This is a genomic window from Diaphorobacter sp. (genome assembly GCF_050251835.1).
Classification (GTDB): Bacteria; Pseudomonadota; Gammaproteobacteria; order Burkholderiales; family Burkholderiaceae_C; genus JBFXIE01.
Genome location: NZ_JBFWLZ010000014.1, coordinates 42,604 through 63,429 on the forward strand (window position 1 = coordinate 42,604; position 20,826 = coordinate 63,429).

Annotated in this window: 19 protein-coding genes; 16 read left to right on the top strand and 3 right to left on the bottom strand. The window is 68.3% G+C overall.

Annotation, left to right across the window (positions count from 1 at the left end; genetic code table 11):
- The first annotated feature begins 23 nt into the window (after window positions 1-23).
- Complete coding sequence (gene gph, locus AB7E35_RS07065; protein WP_428162999.1) at window positions 24-749, top strand: phosphoglycolate phosphatase; 726 nt, start codon at window positions 24-26, stop codon at window positions 747-749.
- Window positions 750-791: 42 nt separating this feature from the next.
- Here gph and AB7E35_RS07070 read toward each other — a convergent pair whose 3' ends face one another.
- On the bottom strand, window positions 792-2,540 hold the full coding sequence (locus tag AB7E35_RS07070) for a methyl-accepting chemotaxis protein (protein WP_428163000.1): 1,749 nt from the start codon (window positions 2,538-2,540) through the stop codon (window positions 792-794).
- Window positions 2,541-2,958: 418 nt separating this feature from the next.
- Here AB7E35_RS07070 and trpE point away from each other — a divergent pair, with 418 nt between their 5' ends.
- The 9 genes from trpE to AB7E35_RS07115 all read left to right on the top strand — a co-directional run bounded on the left by trpE (window position 2,959) and on the right by AB7E35_RS07115 (window position 12,378).
- Window positions 2,959-4,458: an anthranilate synthase component I gene (gene trpE, locus AB7E35_RS07075; RefSeq protein ID WP_428167301.1), complete on the top strand. Its 1,500-nt coding sequence runs from the start codon at window positions 2,959-2,961 to the stop codon at window positions 4,456-4,458.
- Window positions 4,455-4,799 (top strand): chorismate mutase, encoded by a 345-nt coding sequence (locus tag AB7E35_RS07080; RefSeq protein ID WP_428167302.1) that lies wholly within the window; start codon window positions 4,455-4,457, stop codon window positions 4,797-4,799. The genes trpE and AB7E35_RS07080 overlap by 4 nt, the downstream gene beginning before the upstream one ends.
- Window positions 4,796-5,377 carry an anthranilate synthase component II gene (locus tag AB7E35_RS07085; RefSeq protein ID WP_428167303.1) on the top strand — a complete coding sequence of 194 codons (582 nt, stop codon included), beginning with the start codon at window positions 4,796-4,798 and terminating at the stop codon, window positions 5,375-5,377. The genes AB7E35_RS07080 and AB7E35_RS07085 overlap by 4 nt, the downstream gene beginning before the upstream one ends.
- A gap of 94 nt (window positions 5,378-5,471) precedes the next feature.
- Window positions 5,472-6,506, top strand: a complete 1,035-nt coding sequence (gene trpD, locus AB7E35_RS07090) for an anthranilate phosphoribosyltransferase (protein ID WP_428167304.1) — start codon at window positions 5,472-5,474, stop codon at window positions 6,504-6,506.
- Between the two features lie 45 nt (window positions 6,507-6,551).
- Window positions 6,552-7,352 carry an indole-3-glycerol phosphate synthase TrpC gene (trpC, locus tag AB7E35_RS07095; RefSeq protein ID WP_428167305.1) on the top strand — a complete coding sequence of 267 codons (801 nt, stop codon included), beginning with the start codon at window positions 6,552-6,554 and terminating at the stop codon, window positions 7,350-7,352.
- A 195-nt stretch (window positions 7,353-7,547) separates the two neighbouring features.
- Window positions 7,548-10,229 (top strand): diguanylate cyclase domain-containing protein, encoded by a 2,682-nt coding sequence (locus tag AB7E35_RS07100; protein ID WP_428167306.1) that lies wholly within the window; start codon window positions 7,548-7,550, stop codon window positions 10,227-10,229.
- Between the two features lie 48 nt (window positions 10,230-10,277).
- Window positions 10,278-11,036 carry a uracil-DNA glycosylase gene (locus AB7E35_RS07105; RefSeq protein ID WP_428167307.1) on the top strand — a complete coding sequence of 253 codons (759 nt, stop codon included), beginning with the start codon at window positions 10,278-10,280 and terminating at the stop codon, window positions 11,034-11,036.
- Between the two features lie 27 nt (window positions 11,037-11,063).
- On the top strand, window positions 11,064-11,333 hold the full coding sequence (locus AB7E35_RS07110; RefSeq protein WP_428167308.1) for a DUF2798 domain-containing protein: 270 nt from the start codon (window positions 11,064-11,066) through the stop codon (window positions 11,331-11,333).
- 145 nt (window positions 11,334-11,478) lie between these two features.
- A complete protein-coding gene (locus AB7E35_RS07115; RefSeq protein WP_428167309.1) occupies window positions 11,479-12,378 on the top strand; it encodes an alpha/beta fold hydrolase in 900 nt (299 codons plus the stop codon).
- A gap of 44 nt (window positions 12,379-12,422) precedes the next feature.
- On the opposite strand, the gene AB7E35_RS07120 is transcribed toward AB7E35_RS07115, so the two are convergent.
- Window positions 12,423-13,436, bottom strand: a complete 1,014-nt coding sequence (locus AB7E35_RS07120) for an AraC family transcriptional regulator (protein WP_428167310.1) — start codon at window positions 13,434-13,436, stop codon at window positions 12,423-12,425.
- Between the two features lie 92 nt (window positions 13,437-13,528).
- Between AB7E35_RS07120 and AB7E35_RS07125 the strand changes: the two genes are divergently transcribed.
- The 4 genes from AB7E35_RS07125 (at window position 13,529) to AB7E35_RS07140 (ending at window position 17,017) form a co-directional block, all read left to right on the top strand.
- Entirely contained in the window at window positions 13,529-14,302 is a 774-nt protein-coding gene (locus tag AB7E35_RS07125) for a CPBP family glutamic-type intramembrane protease (RefSeq protein ID WP_428167311.1), read from the top strand.
- A 63-nt stretch (window positions 14,303-14,365) separates the two neighbouring features.
- A complete protein-coding gene (locus AB7E35_RS07130) occupies window positions 14,366-15,058 on the top strand; it encodes a YkgJ family cysteine cluster protein (protein ID WP_428167312.1) in 693 nt (230 codons plus the stop codon).
- Window positions 15,055-16,071, top strand: a complete 1,017-nt coding sequence (locus tag AB7E35_RS07135; protein WP_428167313.1) for a MerR family transcriptional regulator — start codon at window positions 15,055-15,057, stop codon at window positions 16,069-16,071. Before AB7E35_RS07130 ends, AB7E35_RS07135 begins: the two co-directional genes overlap by 4 nt.
- A gap of 55 nt (window positions 16,072-16,126) precedes the next feature.
- Window positions 16,127-17,017 carry a class I SAM-dependent methyltransferase gene (locus AB7E35_RS07140; RefSeq protein WP_428167314.1) on the top strand — a complete coding sequence of 297 codons (891 nt, stop codon included), beginning with the start codon at window positions 16,127-16,129 and terminating at the stop codon, window positions 17,015-17,017.
- Window positions 17,018-17,019: 2 nt separating this feature from the next.
- On the opposite strand, the gene queA is transcribed toward AB7E35_RS07140, so the two are convergent.
- Entirely contained in the window at window positions 17,020-18,129 is a 1,110-nt protein-coding gene (gene queA, locus AB7E35_RS07145) for a tRNA preQ1(34) S-adenosylmethionine ribosyltransferase-isomerase QueA (protein WP_428167315.1), read from the bottom strand.
- 262 nt (window positions 18,130-18,391) lie between these two features.
- Between queA and recG the strand changes: the two genes are divergently transcribed.
- On the top strand, window positions 18,392-20,533 hold the full coding sequence (gene recG / locus AB7E35_RS07150; RefSeq protein ID WP_428167316.1) for an ATP-dependent DNA helicase RecG: 2,142 nt from the start codon (window positions 18,392-18,394) through the stop codon (window positions 20,531-20,533).
- A gap of 72 nt (window positions 20,534-20,605) precedes the next feature.
- Window positions 20,606-20,826: LysR family transcriptional regulator (locus AB7E35_RS07155; protein ID WP_428167317.1), on the top strand; the 221-nt coding region annotated here is incomplete at its 3' end.

Here is a 20,826-nt window from a genome sequence, read left to right on the forward strand (position 1 = left end):
ACCCTCGTGCAACCCGCACCAAGATGGTGATGACGCACAACGCCCTGGCCGCGCTGCTGGCGCGCGCCGATGCCGCAATCGTGGACCTGGACGGCACCATGGTCGATACCCTGGGTGACTTCGTGCAGGCGCTGGGCCGCATGCTGCACGACCTGGGCCTGCCGCCCATTGCGCCCGCGCAGGTCGAGCACATGGTGGGCAAGGGATCGGAGCATTTGCTGCGCTCAGTGCTAAAACACGTCCTGAACCAGGCGGAACAAGCGCAGGCAGCTATTGAAATAGAAGCAAAAGTCGAAGCGCTTTACCCTCGCGCCTGGGAGAGCTATCAGCACCACTACCTGGCTGTCAACGGCCAGTACGCCCGTACCTACGCGGGTGTGGCCGAAGGGCTGCAGGCGCTGCGCCGCGCCGGTCTGCCGCTGGCCTGCCTGACCAACAAGCCCACCAGCTTTGCGCGCCCCCTGCTGCGCGCCAAGGGGCTGGACGGTTTTTTTGACCACGTGTTCGGCGGCGACGCCTTCGAGCGCAAGAAGCCCGATCCCCTGCCGCTGCTGAAAACCTGCCAGGCGCTGGGCACCACCGCGGCGCGCACGCTGATGATTGGCGACTCCAGCAACGACGCCCTGGCCGCGCGGGCCGCGGGTTGCCCGGTGGTGCTGGTGACCTATGGCTACAACCACGGCCAGCCGGTGCGGTCGGTGGATGCGGATGGCTACCTGGACGCGCTGACAGACATCACCGCGGCCTGACGCAGGCCCCGGGGGCATCGGCCCGGGGCCGGCCCACGGACCTCAGAAGCTTTCCCAGTCGTCGTTGTCCTGCGTGGCGCTTGCGCGTGGCGCCGCGCTGGCGGGGGTCGCGGGTGGTGCGGACAGCTTGCGCGCGGGCGCTGCGGCTGCCGGTTTGGCGACCGGTGCCGGGCGTGGGGCTGGCGCCGGGACTGCCACGGATGTGTGCGGTGCGGGCATGGGCGCTGCGGCGCGTGGGGCGGCAGTGCCGCCCTGCGCCAGGCGGAACACGGCCATGGCGGTCACCAGATCGCGCGCCTGGCCGCTCAGGCTGTTGGCGGCGGCGGCCATTTCCTCGACCAGGGCGGCGTTTTGCTGGGTGGCATGGTCCATCTGGGTGACGGCCTCGCCCACCTGGGCCACGCCAGCGCTTTGCTCGCTGCTGGCGGCGCTGATCTCGCCCATGATGTCGGTCACGCGGCGGATGGAGTGAACCACCTCGGTCATGGTGGTGCCGGCCCTGTCCACCAGGTGCGAGCCTTGTTCCACGCGCTCGACGCTGGCGGTGATCAGCTGCTTGATTTCCTTGGCTGCCTCGGCGCTGCGCTGCGCCAGGCTGCGCACCTCGCCGGCCACCACGGCAAAGCCGCGGCCCTGCTCGCCGGCGCGCGCCGCCTCCACGGCGGCGTTGAGCGCCAGGATGTTGGTCTGGAAGGCAATGCCGTCGATCACGCCGATGATGTCGGCAATCTTGCGGCTGCTGTCGTTGATGCCCTTCATGGTGTGCACCACCTCGGACACCACCTCGCCGCCCTGGATGGCCACGGTGCTGGCGCTTTGCGCCAGCTGGTTGGCCTGGCGGGCGTTGTCGGCGTTCTGGCGCACGGTGGCGCCCAGCTGTTCCATGGACGCGGCGGTTTCCTCCAGCGCGCTGGCCTGGGCCTCGGTGCGCGCGGACAGGTCGCTGTTGCCCTGTGATATCTCGGCGCTGGCCGTGGCCACGCTCTCGGCGTTGCCGCGCACGCCGGCCACCACGCTGGCCAGGTTGTCCTGCATGTGGCGCAGGGCATCCAGCAAGGCGGCGGTTTCATCGCGTCCATGCGCTTCGATGGGTTGGGTCAGGTCGCCCTCGGCGATCTGGCCCGCGCGGCGCACGGCCAGATGCAGCGGCGCGGTGATGGAGCGGCCCAGCACCCAGGCCGCGCCCGCGCCCGTCAGCAGCGCCAGCAGGGCAGCGACGATGATCACCAGGCGCCCCTGATCCGCAGCGGCGTTGGCTTCGGCCAGGGTGTGCTCGTAGAGCATCCGCTGGCGCTGCTCCAGCGTCTGGATGGTCTGGGTGTAGGCGTCGGCCAGCGGCTTGAGCTGGCTTTGCACCAGGGCGCTCACATCCTCGCCTGCCGCCTTGCGCTTGAACAATTCGGCGCGCGGCGCGCGATAGGCTTCGCGGGCCTTGTCGATGTCGGCCAGCATCCGGCGCCCCTCGTCAGACACAACCAGCCGCTCCACCGACTTGCGCGATTCATTCACGCCTGCCGAGCCCTGCTCGATCTCGGCCTGCCAGGCGGCCAGGTGGCTGGTGTCCGCGTCCAGCAGGACGGCGCGCGTGCGCACCCAGTTCAGGTCAATGCCCTGGCGCCAGTGCAGCACTGCCCGCAGGCGTTCGTTGTCGGTGGTGGCCAGTTGCTGGGTAACGCTGGCCAACTCTTGCAGCCGCCACACGCCGATGCCGGCAATGATGACGGTGATGAGCAAGACCAGGCCAAAGGCCAGGCCCAGGCGGGTGCCTACCTTGATGTCGTTGAGATGCATGTGTGCCCCTTTGCCGCGCGGATTGCAAAAAAATGTATGTCGCAAGCATGCCACGCCGTGCGCTGGCCTGGTCGGCAAAAGTAACCCTGGATGGTAGGTTTTGGGGTGCCGCTGGTGTGGCGCGTCATGAGCACCTTGCGCAGCAGCCTGCCCCCGGGCTTCCTGTACGCAGGCGGGTGCTTTGCTACACTTTGCCGCCATGTTCATTCACCGCACGTTCATTGCAGGTCGCAGCGACCGGGGAGCCTGGCCCTGGCGCAAGCCTGCGTCCTTGAACTCCTGACCGGCACCTGGGGCACATTCCAGCGTGCCCCCCGTGGCCCCGCCTGCTGTCCGTGCGGGGCCGACTTGTCTGAATGATCCCGCGGCGCCTGGGCTTGCACACGCAGCCGCGCCGCACGCGCTGGGAACCTCTCTTGTGATCACTGAACTGGAATTCAAAAGCCTGGCCCTGGAGGGCTACAACCGCATCCCGCTGATCGCCGAAGCCTTTGCGGACCTGGAAACCCCGCTGTCGCTGTACCTCAAGCTGGCCCACGGCAAGGGCGATGGCACCAACAGCTTTTTGCTCGAATCGGTGGTGGGCGGCGAGCGCTTCGGGCGCTACAGCTTCATCGGCCTGCCCGCGCGCACGCTTTTGCGCGCCAGCGGTTTTGGCGACGCGGCGCGCACCGAGGTGGTGACCGACGGCCAGGTGGTGGAAACGCACCCGGGCAACCCGCTGGACTTCATCGCCGCCTACCAAAAGCGCTTCAAGGTGGCGCTGCGCCCGGGCCTGCCGCGCTTTTGCGGCGGCCTGGCGGGCTACTTTGGCTATGACGCGGTGCGCTACATCGAGAAAAAGCTCGAAAAATCCTGCCCGCCCGACACGCTGGGCTGCCCCGACATCCTGCTGCTGCAGTGCGAGGAGCTGGCGGTCATCGACAACCTGTCGGGCAAGCTGTACCTGATCGTCTATGCCGACCCGGCGCAGCCCGAGGCTTATGCCCGCGGCAAGAGGCGGCTGCGCGACCTGAGGGACCAGCTCAAATATTCGGTCAGCGCGCCGCAGGTCGGGCCCGGCGAGAGCCACCCCGCGCAGCGCAGCTTTGCCAAGGCCGACTACCTGGCCGCCGTGGCGCGGGCCAAGGATTTGATCGCCGCGGGCGACTTCATGCAGGTGCAGGTGGGCCAGCGCATCCACAAGCGCTACACCGAAAGCCCCTTGAGCCTGTACCGCGCGCTGCGTTCGCTCAACCCCTCGCCCTACATGTATTTCTACAACTTTGGCGACTTCCAGGTGGTGGGCTCCAGCCCCGAGATCCTGGTGCGCCAGGAAAAGACGGATGGCGGTGAGAAGATCACCATCCGCCCCCTGGCCGGCACCCGTGCGCGCGGCGCCACCCCCGAGGCCGACAAGGCCGCCGAGACCGAGCTCATCAACGACCCCAAGGAGCGCGCCGAGCATGTCATGCTGATCGACCTGGCGCGCAACGACATCGGCCGCATCGCCAAGACCGGCAGCGTGAAGGTGACCGAGGCTTTCGTGGTGGAACGCTACAGCCATGTCATGCACATCGTGAGCAACGTGGAGGGCATCCTCAACGACGGCATGACCAGCATGGACGTGCTGCGCGCCACCTTCCCCGCGGGCACGCTCACCGGCGCGCCCAAGGTGCACGCCATGGAGCTGATCGACCAGCTGGAGCCCACCAAGCGCGGCTTGTATGGCGGCGCCTGCGGCTATCTGAGCTACGCGGGCGACATGGACGTGGCCATTGCGATTCGCACCGGCATCATCAAGGACGGCGTGCTGTACGTGCAGGCGGCGGCCGGCGTGGTGGCCGATTCGGTGCCCGAGCTGGAATGGAAAGAAACCGAACACAAGGCGCGCGCGCTGTTGCGGGCGGCCGAGCTCGTCGAGGAGGGTCTGGAATGACGACCCGCGCCATCGACAAGGTGAACCACTGCCGCACCATGGCCGAGGTGCGCGCCGGCGTGGACGCGCTGGACGACATCCTGGTGCCCCTGCTGGTGCAGCGCAGCGGCTACATGACGCAGGCCGCACGGGTGAAGAACAGCGAGGCCCTGGTGCGCGACGAGGCGCGCATCCAGGCCATCATCGACCGCGTGCGCCCGCTGGCCGCGGCCCACGGCGGCGACCCCGGCCTCATCGAGCGCATCTACCGCGCCATGATGGAGTGCTACATCGACTATGAACACCAGGAGCTGGCGCGCCTGCGCGCTGCAGGCCTGCAGCCCCAAGGAGAGCAGCCATGAAGCTCTTGATGATCGACAACTACGACAGCTTCACCTACAACATCGTGCAGTACCTGGGCGAGCTGGGCGCCGACGTGACCGTGGTGCGCAACGACGAGGCCACGCTGGACGAGGTGATTGCGCTGGTGGCCGAGCAGGGTATCGAGCGCATCGTGATCTCGCCCGGGCCGTGCTCGCCGGCAGAGGCGGGCATCTCGGTGGCGGCCATCCGGCACTTTGCGGGCAAGCTGCCGCTGCTGGGTGTGTGCCTGGGCCACCAGGCCATTGGTGCGGCCTTTGGCGGCGACATCATCCGCGCGGGCCAGCAGATGCATGGCAAGACCAGCGTCATCACCACCGACCAGCAAGGCGTGTTTGCCAACCTGCCCCGGCAGTTCACCGTGAACCGCTACCACTCGCTGGTGATCGACCGCAAGACCCTGCCCGACTGCCTGGAGGTCACCGCCACCAGCGAGGACGGCGAAATCCAGGGCGTGCGCCACAAGACCTTGGCGGTGGAGGGCGTGCAGTTCCACCCCGAGAGCATCCTGACCGAACACGGCCACGCCATGCTCAAGAACTTTCTGGACCAGAAATAAGCCGCAACCAGCGCAGCGCGAACGGCTTGAAGCAAAAAGTGGCTTCAGCCCTTGTAAATAAAGCGCTGAAAGCTATTAAAAACAGAGTAAATCCATGACTACCATCACCCCTCAGGAAGCGCTGCAGCGCACCATCGAGCACCGCGAAATCTTCCATGACGAGATGCTGCACCTGATGCGCATGATCATGAGCGGCGAGCTCTCGCCCGTCATGACCGCGGCCATCACCACCGGCCTGCGCGTGAAGAAGGAAACCATTGGCGAGATCACCGCCGCCGCGCAGGTGATGCGCGAGTTTTCCACCAAGGTCAGCGTGGCCAACACCCATCATCTGGTGGACATCGTGGGCACGGGTGGCGACGGCGCCAACACCTTCAACATCTCCACCTGCGCCACCTTCGTCATCGCCGCCGCGGGCGGCAAGGTCAGCAAGCATGGCGGGCGCAGCGTCAGCAGCAAGTCTGGCAGCGCCGACGCCATGGAGGCGCTGGGCGTCAACATCAACCTGCAGCCCGTGCAGATCGCGCAGTGCATTGCCGACGTGGGCATCGGCTTCATGTTTGCGCCCAACCACCACCCGGCCATGAAAAACGTGGCGGCGGTGCGCAAAGAGCTGGGCGTGCGCACCCTCTTCAACATCCTGGGGCCGCTCACCAACCCGGCGGGCGCGCCCAATATTTTGATGGGCGTGTTCCACGAAGACCTGGTGGGCATCCAGGTGCGCGCGCTGCAGCGCCTGGGCGCCGAGCACGCGCTGGTGGTCTATGGCCGCGATGGCCTGGACGAGATCAGCCTGGGCGCCGGCACGCTGGTGGGTGAGCTGAAAGACGGCGTGGTGCGCGAGTACGAAGTCCACCCCGAGGACTTCGGCCTGCGCATGGCGGGCACGCGCTCGCTGCGCGTGGAAAACCCCGCCGAGTCCAAAGCCATGCTGATGGGCGTGCTGCAGGGCGACGAAGGCCCGGCGCGCGACATCGTCTGCCTGAACGCCGGCGCCGCGCTGTATGCGGGCAACATCGCCGAATCGCTGGAAGACGGCCTGCGCCGCGCCCAGCAGGCACTGGCCAGCGGCGCGGCCCTGGCCAAGCTGCACGAGCTGGTCGCCTACACCCAGAAGTTTGCGGCCTGAGACTACCCACACACAGCGCCCAAACAGTCCCCAAGGAGCCCCACCGTGTCCGACATCCTGAAAAAAATCTGCGACGTGAAGGCTGAAGAAGTGGCCGCCGCCAAGCAGCGTGTGCCTTTTGCCGACATGCGCCGCGACGCCGAGAGCCGCGTGCTCACGCGCGACTTCGTGGGCGCGCTGCGCGCAAAAATCGCCAAGGGCCAGGCCGGCGTGATCGCCGAGATCAAGAAGGCCAGCCCCAGCAAGGGCGTGATCCGCGAGGACTTCGTGCCCGCCGACATCGCGCAGAGCTACGCCGAGGGCGACGGCAAGGTCAGCGCGGCCTGCCTTTCGGTGCTGACCGACCGCCAGTTCTTCCAGGGCCAGCCCGACTACCTCAAGCAGGCGCGCGCCAGCTGCCAGCTGCCGGTGCTGCGCAAGGATTTCATGGTCGATCCCTACCAGATCTACGAGTCCCGGGCTTTTGGAGCGGACTGCGTGCTGCTGATTGCCGCCTGCCTTGAGGATGGCCTGATGGCCGAGATGGAGCAGATTGCCCGCAGCCTGGACATGGCCGTGCTGGTCGAGGTGCACGACGGCGCCGAGCTGGAGCGCGCGCTGCGCCTTGCGACGCCGCTGGTGGGCATCAACAACCGCAACCTGCGCAACTTCGAAGTCAGCCTGCAGACCACGCTGGAGCTGCGCAAAGATGTACCCGCCGACCGCCTGCTGGTGACCGAGTCCGGCATTACCGGCCCTGCGGACGTGCGCACCATGCGCGACGCGGGCGTCAACGCTTTTCTTGTGGGAGAGGCCTTCATGCGCGAGAGCGACCCGGGCCGGGCGCTGGCGCGGCTGTTTGCCTGACGGCAGGCTCCGCAAAGCCGCGGGCAGGGCGGGCAAACTGCGGGGCGCCGGGCGCGAATCTGGCGCTATGCGGCGCGGCATGTGCGGGCGCATACTATGGCGCGGCAAGCCCGATAGCGCCGGGGCTGCCAGGTGACCGCAGGCCGGGCTTGATGCGCGGCACTGGTGCACATACGGCCCACCCCAGGAGTTGTCTTGACCCCCAGCCCGACCTTGCCCGACACGGTTTTCCGCAAGGAATGGCGCTGGCTCGTCTTGCTGTGGCTGGCGGCTGGCGTCTTGATGGCCACGATCATGTGGCACGAGCGCAGCAACATGCAAGCCATTGAGCGCCAGCGTTTGGTGCATCAGGTGCGTGTCATTCACGACAACCTGGGGCGCCAGCTGGAGGCCATCCACCGCAGTCTGTCCGCCATTGCAGGCGACGTGCTGCAGTTGCGCGGGCAGGCTCTGGGGACTGACACGCTGGATGACCGGCTGCGCACGCTGCACGGCGCCATGTCCGGCATCAGCTCCCTGAACGTTCTGGACGAGCACGGCACGGTGATTGCTTCCAGCCAGGACGGGCTGCGCGGCGAGAGTCTGGCGCACCGTGCTTACTTTCAGACGGCGCGTCAGCTGGCCGCAACAGCTCCGCACACCCTGGTCGTCGGCGCGCCGGCACGCACGCTGCTGGGTTCGTGGGCCATCACCCTGGCGCGTCCGGTGCGGGGCGTGCAAGGCCGGCTGGAGGGCGTGGCCATCGCCACGCTGGACTCCGCGGCGTTCGAGACCCTGCTCGACTCCGTGCGCTACACCCCCGATGTGGTCAGCACGCTGGTGCATGGTGATGGGCTGCGTTTTTTGGCGGTGCCGGACAGCGAGCAGCAGCCCGGCGCCAGCGTGGCGCAGCCGGGCACGCTGTTCAGTGACCACATGCAAGGCGGGCAGCCGGTCAGCCTGGCCGTGGGCCTGCTGGAGCCGGGCCAGCCGCAGCGCCTGATGGCCCTGCACACCATCCGCCCGGACGGGCTGCACATGGACAAGCCCCTGGTGGTGGGCGTGGGGCGCGACTGGCGTCTGGTGCTGGCCGGGTGGTACAGCCGCGCCCTGTGGCTGGGTGCGGCCTGGCTGCTGGCCGCAGGCGCGTCCGCCTGGTGGCTGGGCCGCTCGCACCGGCGGCGGCGCAGGCTGTGGCGGCGCGAGCAGGACCTGGCCGCACAGCAAGCCGCGCTGCAGGCGCGCTGGCGCGTGGTGCTGCAGGCCACGCAGCAGGGCGTGTGGGACTGGGACATTGCTGGCGGCGCGGTGTATTTCTCGCCGGTCTGGAAGTCCATCCTGGGCTACGAGGACGCCGACATTGCCGCCACGCTGACCGAGCGCGAAAACCGCATTCACCCCGATGACGTGGCGCTGGTGCAGGCCGACCTGCAGCGCCACCTGCGCGGCGAGACGCCTTGCTACGACAACGTGCACCGCATGCGCTGCAAGGACGGCAGCTACAAATGGGTGCACGAACGCGGGCAGGCCACCGAGCGCGATGCCGACGGCCGGCCGCTGCGGCTGATCGGCACCCACACCGACGTGACCGCGCAGCGCCAGCACCAGGAAACGCTGGACCGGCTGGCCGAGAACGTGCCCGGCGTGCTGTACCAGTACCAGCGCGAGCCCGACGGGCGCAGCCACCTGCCCTACGTCAGCCGCGGCGTGCAAGACCTCTACGGCCTGAGCGCCGAGCAGTTGCGCGCTAACGCGCAGTCGATGCTCGAGTGCATCCACCCCGACGACCTGCCCGCGCTGCAGGGCAGCGTGCTGCAGTCGGCGCAGACGCTGCAACTGTGGCGCGCGGAGTTTCGCGTGACGCTGCCCGGGCGGGGCGAGCGCTGGCTCAGCGGCCAGGCGCGGCCGTCACGCACGGCCTCTGGGGCGGTGCTGTGGCACGGCTACGTGCAGGACGTCACGGCGGCCAAACAGCAGACCTTGCAGCTACAGGAGACCGAGCGCCTGCTCAAGCACCTGATGCAGGAAATGCCCATCGGCCTGTGCATGACCGACGGCGCCGGGCGCATCTACTTTCGCAATCGGCGCTTTCAGGAACTGTTTGGCTACACCGACGCCGAGGTGGGCACGCTGCAGCAGTGGCGCCTGCGCGCCTACCCCGACGCCGCCTATCGCTCGCAGATCATTGCCTCATGGAGCGCCGCGCTGGCGCAGGCCGCAAAGCGTGGCGGCGAGATAGCAGGCCGCGAGGTGCGCGTGACCGACCGCGACGGCCGCATGCGCACCATGGTCGTCGGCGGGCGGGTGTTCGGCGACCACTACATGACCACCTTCATGGACCTGACCGAGCAGCGCGCGCAAAACGAGCTGCTGCGCAAGCTGGCCTACCGCGACGGCCTGACCGGGCTGGCCAACCGCCGCCAGTTTGACCGCAGCCTCAAGGCCGAATGGCGCCGCTGCCGCCGCAGCAGCAAGCCGCTGGCGCTGGTGATGATCGACATCGACCACTTCAAGCAGTTCAACGACCTGTACGGCCACCAGAAGGGTGACGACTGCCTGCGCTGCGTGGCTGCGGCGCTGCGCTCGGCCCTGGGGCGCCCGTTTGATCTGGTGGCGCGCTACGGCGGCGAGGAGTTTGTGTGCCTGCTGCCCGAGTGCGACACACAGGGCGCACGCGCCATCGCCCAGTCGCTGTGCCACGCGGTGCAGGCGCTGTGCATAGAACACCGCGGCTCGCAGGTGGCGCAGGTGGTCACCGTCAGCGCCGGCGTTGCCAGCGAGGTGCCCACCGCCCAGACTTCGCCCGAAGACCTGCTGGCCCGTGCCGATGCCTGTCTGTACCGCGCCAAAACCACCGGCCGCAACCGGGTCAGCGACGAGGTGGTGGTGCTACTATAAAAATAGCTTCCAGCGCTTGTTGTAAAAGGGCTGGAACCATATTTGACAATGAAAAACTCAGGCTCTTTCACCGCACCCTTCCCATTTACTGATGCCGTCACCTGCACCGCCGCCACGCAGCTGCAAAGCGCCTGCGCGGCCGACTGGCCGATAGCGCCAGGCTGGCAGCCGCTGGTCAGTGAATTTTTTGCCAGCCAGCGCGGTAGGCAATTGCTGGACTTTTTGCACGATCGCCTGCAGGCCGGCGCCGTCATCTTCCCGCAGCAGCCGCTGCGTGCGCTGCAGCTCACGCCGCCCGATGCGGTGCGCGTGGTCATCCTGGGGCAAGACCCCTACCACGGCCGCGGCCAGGCCGAGGGGCTGGCGTTCTCGGTCGCGCCGGGCGTGCGCCTGCCGCCGTCGCTGCGCAACATTTTCAAGGAAATGCAGCGCGACCTGGGCGTGCCGTTTCCGCCGTTCCCCAACCCCGGCGGCAGTCTGGTGCAGTGGGCGCGCGGCGGCGTGCTGCTGCTCAACACCTGCCTTACCGTGGAAGAAGGCCTGCCCGCCAGCCACGCCGGCCGCGGCTGGGAGCTGCTGACCGACGCCGTCATCCGCCATGTGGCCGAGCAGGGGCGCCCCACGGTCTTCATGCTCTGGGGCAGCCATGCCCAGTCCAAGCGCGCGCTGATTCCCGAGGGCCGCGGCCATCTGGTGCTGATGAGCAATCACCCTTCGCCCCTGTCGGCGCTGCGCCCGCCCGTGCCCTTCATTGGCAACGGCCATTTCAGCCGGGCCAAGGCGTTTCGCCAGCAGCACGGTTATTGAACTCCTGATTTCTCGCTCTTTTTCTGTATGTCCGCTTCCGCCTCTCCCTACATCATCGGGCGCATCCCCAAGCTGCCGCCCAAGTACGCCCTGATCGTCATGCCGTTGCTGATGTCCGGGATGATGTCCGGCATCATCTGCCTGGTGAATCTGGTGCGCGCGCTGGGCCTGAGCCGCGCAGCCCTGGAGGCTTGGCCCAGCACCTGGCTGCTGGCCTGGGCCGTGGCGTTTCCGACCGTGATGCTGGTGATGCCGTTGGTCAAGCGCATCACGTTGCGGCTGGTGCGACTGTCCTGACCTCCGGACGGCCACGGGGTGTGGCGCCTGCGGGCATTCATTGAAGCTGTCGCGCAGGGTCAAGACTCTGGCGCCCGCGGTCATCGCGGCGACGGGCGCGGTGCGGCACATTGGATGCCTGCCCGACTACAGAGGAACGTGACCCATGAATGCCCTGTCCCGGATTTTGATTGCCGCCTCTATGGCGACCGGCTTCTCTTTTGCGGCCCAGGGTGCTGCAAAAGCCCCCCCGGCTACGGACACCCGCTTTCTGGCGGTTGGTGAAGGCCGTATTGCCTACGACGACACGGGTGGCGGCGGCCCGCTGGTGCTGGCCATTCCGGGGATGGGCGATCTGCGCTCGGAATACCGCGCGCTGCGCCCGCTGCTGCAACAGGCCGGATACCGCGTCGTCACCATGGATGTGCGCGGACACGGTGAAACGACGGCGCTGTGGAGTGACTACTCCGCCCACGCCGTCGGCCGTGACGCACTGGCGCTGATCGAGCACCTGAACGCAGGCCCGGCCGTGGTGCTGGGCAATTCGTTTGCCGCCGGGTCTGCGCTGTGGGCGGCGCACGATGCGCCGGCGCGGGTGCGTGGCGTCGTGCTGCTGGGGCCGGTGGTGCGGGACGGCCATCCGTCGTGGTTTGCAAGGACTGCGGTGGCGGTCGGCTTTGCCGGGCCCTGGCGCGTGGCGTTCTGGATGGCTTTCTGGAACAGCCTTTTTCCGTCACACAAACCGTTGGACCACGCCCAGGCCAAGGCAGCGCTGGCTGCCAACCTGCGCGAGCCCGGCCGGATGGACGCGTTGCGCACCATGATCGGCCTGTCCAAGGCGGACACGGCGGCCATCGTTGCGCGCAGCCGGGTGCCGGCGCTCGTGGTGATGGGAACGCAGGACCCCGATTTTCCCGACCCCGCCGCCGAGGCCCGCTGGCTGGGCCAGGCGCTGGCCACCGAGCCGCTGATCGTGGACGGGGCGGGCCATTACCCGCACCTGGAGATGCCGGAGCGCGTGGCGCCCACCGTGCTGAACTTTCTGGCGCGTCTGGGCGCGGCGTGATGCGCGGGGATGCCTGGCACCGCTGGCCTGGCCGGCGCTGGGGTTCAGTGCCGCGCGGCCGCGGGCGTCGTGCCGGTCCAGCGCTTGAAGGCGCGGTGAAAGGCGCTGTGGTCGGAAAAGCCCAGCAGGTACGCCACCTCGCCCAGCGCCAGGCGTTCATCGGCGATGTAGCGCGTGGCCAGCTCACGCCGCACCTCGTCCACCAGGTCGGCAAAGCAGGTGCCCTCATCGCCGAGCCGGCGCTGCAGGCTGCGCTCGCTCAGGTTCAGGTGCCGCGCCACGGCGCGCAGCGACATCACCCCGTGGGCCATGCCTTGGGCCAGCTGTTGCCGCACCTGCATGGTGATGCTCTCGTGGGGCTGGTTGCGGGTTGCAAGCAATTGCTCGGCATGGGCGGTGACGATGCGCGACAGACCCGGATCGGCCGCAGGAACCGGACGGTCCAGCAATTCGCTGGCCAGCACCACGCAGGACGCCGGCGCACCGAAGCGGGGAACCACGCCCAAGACCTGGCGGTAGGTTTCCACGTTGTCCAGCGGCGCATGCATGAACGCCACCTCCAGCGCCTGCACCGGCTCGCCGGCAAGCTGGGACGCCACCACCACCAGCGAGGCCAGGGTGAACTCGGCAGCCTGCGGACAGGGTTGAACGCCCGCCCTCTCGAAGTGGTGTTCGATGCGCGTTGCAGTGCCCATCGGGATGATCTTGAAGCTTGCCAGGTCGTGCAGCAGCCGGTTGTAGCGCGCCAGCCGCTGCAGCGCTGTGCGCAGGTCGGGGGCGGTGCGCACGGCGTAATCCAGCACGTCGAACTCTCCTGGGCGGATCAGGCGGGCTGCCTGCAGGCCAAAGGCTGGCGTGCGGGTCCATTGCGCCGCACGGGCCCACAAGCGCTCCTCCACCGACAGCGGCATGCGTGCCTCAGGGTCGTTCAGCCAGGCCGCTTCAAAGCCTGTGCCGCACATCAGCCGCTCTGGCTCCACGCCAAGGCTGGCTGCGCGTTGAACGATCAGGGCGCCAATTCGGGCGGAAACCTGGGGGATGAAGGGGCGGGCGGACATCGTGGGTGCGTGCGCATCTGCAGCAATGAAAGGTCGATAGGGGCATTTTCCCTGCCGTTGGCCATGGCATCGCATCACCATGAGAGGCGTTGATGGATCAGAAAGTTGTGCCCAGGCATGGTCTTTGGCGGCGGGCGGGCTGCATGGCGGCACTGGGCCTGGTGGGTGTCTTCTCGCTCCTGCTGCAACCGCTGCCCGAAGCGCTGATGCGCCAGCACCCGGAGCTGGCAGAGATGCCCCCGTGGTTGCTGCAACTCGCCGTTGTGCTCAACCCCTTGATTTTGCTGCTTGCGGCGGCCCTGTCAGGAACCTTGCTGGCCCATAGGGTTGGGCTGCGCAGCGTGCTGGCGGGCACCGCGAGCGCGGGCGACATGCGCCGCGCCTGGCCGTTGGCTGCGGGCGTCGGCCTGGCAACGGGGGCGCTGGCCGTGTTGCTGGATATCGCCGCAGCGCCTGTGCTGGGCGATGCGTGGTCGCGGTTCCTGTGGCAGGCATCGCGGCCAGACCTGCCCGCCCTGCTCGTCGGCGTGTTGTACGGGGGCATCACCGAAGAGATTTTGCTGCGCTGGGGCGTGATGAGCGCGCTGGCATGGGCCCTGTGGTCCATTGGTGGCAAAAAGCGCATGGGGTTCTGGATGTGGGCGGCCATTGTCGCCACGGCGCTGATCTTCGGGGCGGCGCACCTGCCGGCCCTGGCGGCCCAGGTGGAGCTGACCACGGGCATTGTCGTGCGCACGGTGCTGATCAACGCGCTTGCGGCAGTGGTGTATGGCTGGGTGTGCTGGCGCCATCACCTGGAGGCGGCCATGCTCAGCCATGCCAGCTCCCATCTGGCGATGGCGACGGCATGGGCGCTCCTGGGCTGACGCACAGCAGCGCCCAAAGATGCGTTGGACCCTTACGCAGCATGAGCTTTGAAATTGAACCTTATGGCGACAGAAGACCCCGGACACGCATTGCACGATCCGCCGCACCCGGCAGGCGAATTCATGGCCTGGATGCAGGATGCCCTGGGCGCATTCACCACGGGGCAGGGGGCCTCGGTTCCGTGCGGCGACTGCAAGGCGTGCTGCCGCGCCGGCTATTTCATTCCGGTGCGCCGCGATGAGTGGACCACGCGTGCTGCCATCCACGCCCGCTTGCTGGTGAGCCCCATTGGAGCCCCCGGCGATGGGGATCACCTCATCAGCACCACCCGGCGGGGCGAGTGCGCCTTGCTCCAGCACGGAGCCTGCTCCATCTATCCCCAGCGGCCGCAGGCATGCCGCGATTACGACTGCCGCATCTTCGCGGCGGCCGGACTTCCATCGGGCCATGACGAAATCGATCGGCAAGTCGTCCGTTGGCGGTTTCATTACATGGACGAAGACAGCCGGCGCGCGCACGCCGCGGTCAGGGCAGCCGCGCGTTTTATCGCCGGTAACCCGCAGGCCTTCCCGGGAGGGCGCGTGCCCAGGCGGCCCGCAGACATTGCCGTGGTGGCCTTGAAGTCCCACCGCGTCTTTCTCGACCCTGACCTTCGAAGTGCTGCGCCTGAAGTCATTGCCGAAGAGATCGTGCAGGCCTGCCGCAGCTTCGATGCCACCGGGTGCCTGGCACCGCAACTCACGTATTCCCCATGAAACACCATTCGACACCACTGAACTTGACGGTGGGCGATGTGGCCCGGCGCACCGGGCTGACCGTGCGCACGCTGCATCACTACGACGCCATCGGCCTGGTGCAGCCCAGCGCCCGCAGCGACAGTGGCTACCGCCTCTACAACGCGCGCGACGTCGAGCGCCTGCACGCGGTGCAGTCGCTCAAGCAGCTTGGGTTGAGCCTGGAGACGATCGGCGTGGCCTTGGCGGGCGGCGGCATCGCCCCGCTCGAACTGATCGACCGGCAGATCACGCAGGCGCGCCTGGCGGTCGAGCAGGCCCGGGCCATGGAAGAGTCGTTGCAGCTGCTGCGCGAAACATTGGCCGGCGGCGATGACGGCGCAGGCCACACCAGCGCCTTGCTGGCTGGTGTGCAGCTGCTGGCCACGTACCAGCGCTTTCTGCCGGGCCAGGGCATCCGGCGGCTGCTGGGCCGATGGCGCCAGGCCCGCGCGCGCTGGCAGCCGGTCGCCGCTGCACTGGCCCAATGTCAGGGCGCCGAAGTGCCCGTGGACACGCCGCAGGTGCAACGCCTGGCCCAGCAGTGGATGAACGTGGCCATGGCCGTCTTCGGCGGGCAGATCGGCACGGTGCTGCAATGGGCGCAGATGCACCGCCTGGCGCCGGATACGGCCGCCCATGCGGGGCTCGACCCGCAGCTGCTGGCCTATCTGGAGCAGGCGATTGCCGCCCGGATGGACGCCTTGCGGCGGCACCTGGATGCGCAGGACCTGGCCCGGCTGGATGGCACGCTAGGCCCCGAGTGGGAGCAGTTTGCGCACGAGGGGCAGAGGCTGCTGGCGGCCTGCACGTCGCCCGCGGCGCCGGAGGCGGCGGCTTTGCGTGCGCGTTACCTGGACTTGCTCGCCAGGACGGTTCGCCACGATGACGCGCTGGCCGAGAAGTTGCGCCGGGCCTACAGCGCGGAACCCATTCTGGCCCACGGCCACTTCGTTTCCGCGCCGCTTCGCGCCTTTCTCGCGCAAACCTCTTGACCCTCACGCCACGTCAGGCCGGAGAGTCACGATTTTTCTACCGGAGAACCTGACCATGAACACCATCACATCGGACCCCATCGCCGACCCCATCGCTTGCCCGAGCCCCTCGGCATTGCGCGTTGCGATGGCACGCGCCCTGCACCAGTTGCTGGACCGGCCGCTGGTGCTTGAAGACCCGTTCGCGCTGGGGATGCTCGGGCCCGAAACCGCCGCCGCGCTGATGCTGGACCCCGATGCCTACAACGACGTGCCGGCGCGGTCGCTGCGCGCAGGCATCGTCGCGCGATCGAAATTTGCGGAAGACCGCCTGCTGCGCGCGGTTGCCTCGGGCTGCCGGCAGTACGCCGTCGTCGGCGCAGGCCTGGATACATGGGCCCTGCGGTCTGCGCAATCATTGCCGGCGGTTGACGTGTATGAGCTGGACCAGCCCGCGATGCAGGCATGGAAGCATCGCAGGTATGCCGACAACGCCTGGATGCCGCCTGCCCGGCTGCGCTGGCTGCCTGCCGATCTGCGAGAGGCGTCGATCATGGACGCGCTGGCCCACGGCGGCGCCAATCTGTCCGCGCGCATGGCCGTGTCGATACTGGGCGTTCTGGTGTATCTGGACCACGCGGTGGTGGAGCGCGCGATCCACGCGCTGGGCGCGTTGCCAATCGGGTCGGTGCTGGCCCTGGACTACCGTCTGGACGAGCAGTGCCTGGCGCCTGTCGAGCGCACCATGATGCAGTTCACCGCGCAGATCATGGCGGCAGGCGGCGAGCCGTGGCAATCCTCCAGCACGCCAGACCGCATGAAAGCGCTGCTGGCGACGGCAGGCTTCGATGTCGAAGAAGACCTGGGGCCCGCAGAACTCAATGCCCGCTACCTTGCGCGGCGCCGGGACGGCCTGCAGATTGCGGGCGGCGGTTTCCGCTACCTCAGTGCCTGCAAGGTGCGTTGAGCTCAGGCAGTCTGCCGCTGCAGCAGCATGGCATCGCCGTAGCTGAAGAAGCGGTAGCGCTGCGCCACCGCGTGGCGGTACAAATCCATGATGTGCTCGTAGCCCGCAAAGGCGCTCACCAGCATCATCAGCGTGCTTTTGGGCAGGTGGAAGTTGGTGACCAGCAGGTCCACCACCTGAAAGCGAAAGCCCGGCGTGATGAAGATGCGGGTGTCGCCCTGCGTCTGGCCGCTTTGCGCCCAGGATTCGAGCGTGCGCACCGTGGTCGTGCCCACGGCCACCACGCGGCCGCCGCGCTGGCGGCAGCGCTCGAGCTGCGCCAGCGTGGCCAGCGGAATGTCGTACCACTCGCTGTGCATCTGGTGCTCGGCCAGGTTTTCGGTCTTGACCGGCTGGAAGGTGCCCGCGCCCACATGCAATGTGACGCTGGCGGTCTCCACGCCCTGCTTTGCCAGCTGCGCCAGCACGGCCTCGTCAAAGTGCAGCGCCGCCGTGGGCGCCGCCACGGCGCCGGGCGCGCGCGCAAACACGGTCTGGTAGCGCTCGGCGTCTTCGGCCTCGTCGGGGTCATGGTCGGCGTTTTGCTGGCGCTCGATGTAGGGCGGCAGCGGCAGGTGGCCGTGGCGCTCCATCAGCTGCCAGGGGGTTTCGCCGGCCGGGCCGCGCAGCGCCAGGCGAAACAGCGGGCCGTCGGCATCCGGGTAGCGGCCCAGCAGCGTGGCGTCAAAACCACCGCGCGCCGCGCCGCCTGCCATGTGGATGGTGGCGCCGGGCAGGGGCTTTTTGCTGACCTTCATGTGCGCCACGACTTCGTTGCCCGCGCCGGTGGTGAGCACGCGCTCGATCAGCAGCTCCAGCTTGCCGCCGCTGGCCTTCTCGCCGAACAGGCGCGCCTTGACCACGCGCGTGTCGTTGAACACCAGCAGGTCGCCCGGCTGCAGCAGGCTGGGCAGCTCGCGGAAGATGCGGTCGGTGGGCGGGCTGGCGCGCCCGTCCAGCAGGCGTGAGCTGCTGCGTTGCAGGGCGGGGTGCTGGGCGATGAGCAGCTCGGGCAGCTCGAAGTCAAAGTCGCTCAGGGTAAAGGTGCGGGGGGCGGCAGGGGGGAAGGACATGCGGTGCTTGGGGGCCGTGGGGGTAGCGTGGGCCCGTTCCAAGGCAAAAAAAGACAAGCGGGCGATTTTCGCAAAGAAGCGGCCGCCGTGCAGCGCGCACAGTGATTCGGAAGGGGCGCGGCCGCGCTTGCAGGGCCGGCCGGACGTGAGGGCGTCGTGCGCTGCCCCAGACAGCCCCCAGGTCGTGTGGCAGCCCGGCCCGCCCGCCCATGTGCGAGGGACAGTGAAGTTTGGCAACCGCGGGCGTGTTAGCCTTTTTGCCGTGTCAGCCGCTCCCAGAAAATCACCCATCGCCCCCGCATCGCGCCCCGCAAAGGCCGCCGCCAGCCCCGCGCAGCAAGCCCTCGTCAAGCTGGGCCTGACGCGCGACATCGACCTGGCGCTGCACCTGCCGCTGCGCTACGAGGACGAGACGCGCATCACGCCAATCCGCAACGCGCGCGAGGGCGACACGGTGCAGATCGAGGCCACGGTGACGGCCAGCGAGGTGCAGCTGCGCCCGCGCCGCATGCTGAAGGTGCAGGTCGATGACGGCACCGGCACCTGCGAGCTGACCTTCTTCAGCTTCTATCCCTCGCACCAGAAAGCCCTGGCCGTGGGCGCGCGCGTGCGCGTGCGCGGCGAGGTCAAGGGCGGCTTCTGGGGCCGACAGATGCTGCACCCGGCCTTTCGCAAGGCCGAAGGCGACTTGCCCGCGGCGTTGACGCCCGTCTATCCCACCGTGGCGCAGCTGCCCCAGGCCTATTTGCGCCGCGCCGTGGCCAGCGCCCTCACCCGGGTGGATTTGCCCGAGACGCTGCCGCCGGGGCTGGAGCCGCCGGTGGCAAGGTTTGATGCCAAAAATGGCCTGCAACGCCCGTGGAGCTTGCGCGAGGCGCTATTGTTTTTGCACCGCCCCACGCCTGACGTGGCGCTGGCCACTTTGCAAGACCACAGCCACCCGGCCTGGCAGCGCCTGAAGGCCGAGGAACTGCTGGCGCAGCAGCTGTCGCAACTGACCGCCAAGCGCGAGCGCGCCCGCCTGCGCGCGCCACAGCTGCGCCCGCAGCCCGTGCCTGGCGCGCTGGCGCTGCACGAGCAGCTGCTGGCCGTGCTGCCCTTCAGCCTGACGGCCGCGCAGCGCCGCGTGTGCGAAGAAATTGCGCGCGACCTGGCCCGCCCCGTGCCCATGCACCGCCTGCTGCAGGGCGACGTGGGCTCGGGCAAGACCGTGGTGGCCGCGCTGGCCGCCACCGTGTGCATGGATGCGCACTGGCAGTGCGCGCTGATGGCGCCCACCGAAATATTGGCCGAGCAGCACTTCGCCAAGCTGGTCGGCTGGCTGCAGCCGCTGCTGGCGGCACGCGGCCAGCGCGTGGCCTGGCTGGTCGGCGGTCAAAAGAAGAAAGAGCGCGCCGCCATGCTGGCGCTGATCGAAAGCGGCGAGGCCGCGCTGGTGGTGGGCACGCATGCCGTCATCCAGGAGCAGGTGCGCTTCAAAAACCTGGCGCTGGCGGTGATCGACGAGCAGCACCGCTTTGGCGTGGCACAGCGCCTGGCGCTGCGCAAGAAGCTGGAGCACCACGGCCTGGAGCCGCACCTGCTGATGATGAGCGCCACGCCCATACCGCGCACGCTGGCCATGAGCTATTACGCCGACCTGGACGTGTCCACCATCGACGAGCTGCCGCCCGGGCGCACGCCCATCGTCACCAAGCTGATCGCCGACAGCCGCAAGGACGAGGTCGTTGAGCGCATCGGCGCGCAGGTGGCCGCGGGCCGGCAGGTGTACTGGGTGTGCCCGCTGATTGAAGAGAGCGAGGCGCTGGACCTGTCCAATGCCACCGCCACGCACGCGCAGCTGAGCGAGGCACTGCCCTGCGTGATGGTGGGCCTGCTGCACTCGCGCATGCCCGCAGCTGAAAAGAAGGCGGTGATGGATCTGTTCAAGAGTGGGCAGATGGGCGTGCTGGTGTCCACCACCGTGATCGAGGTAGGCGTGGACGTGCCCAACGCCAGCCTGATGGTCATCGAGCATGCCGAGCGCTTTGGCCTGAGCCAGCTGCACCAGCTGCGCGGGCGCGTGGGGCGCGGCGCGGCCGCGTCGGCCTGCGTGCTGCTGTACTCGACGGGCGAATCGGGCCGGCTGGGCGAGACCGCGCAAGGCCGCCTGCGGGCCATGGCCGAGACTACCGACGGCTTCGAGATCGCGCGGCGCGACCTGGACATCCGCGGGCCGGGCGAATTTCTGGGCGCGCGCCAGTCGGGCGACGCGCTCTTGCGCTTTGCCGACCTGGCCACCGACACGCTGCTGCTGGACTGGGCGCGCGAGACCGCGCCGCAAATGCTCGACCGTCACCCGGATCTGGCCCAGCGGCACATTCAGCGCTGGCTTGGCGGAAAATCAGACTATCTCAAAGCCTGATGGGGGCAAGCCCCCGCCGAATGGCGCGCCGGGCGTTGCACAATCGCCCCCCATCAGCAGGCCGAATCTGTCATGACCCTTACCGAACTCAAGTACATCGTCGCCGTCGCGCGCGAAAAACACTTTGGCCGCGCCGCCGAGGCCTGCTACGTGTCGCAGCCCACGTTGTCGGTGGCCGTCAAAAAGCTGGAGGACGAGCTGGAGGTCAAGTTGTTCGAGCGCAGCGCGGGCGATGTGACCGTGACGCCGCTGGGCGACGAGATCGTGCGCCAGGCGCAAAGCGTGCTGGAGCA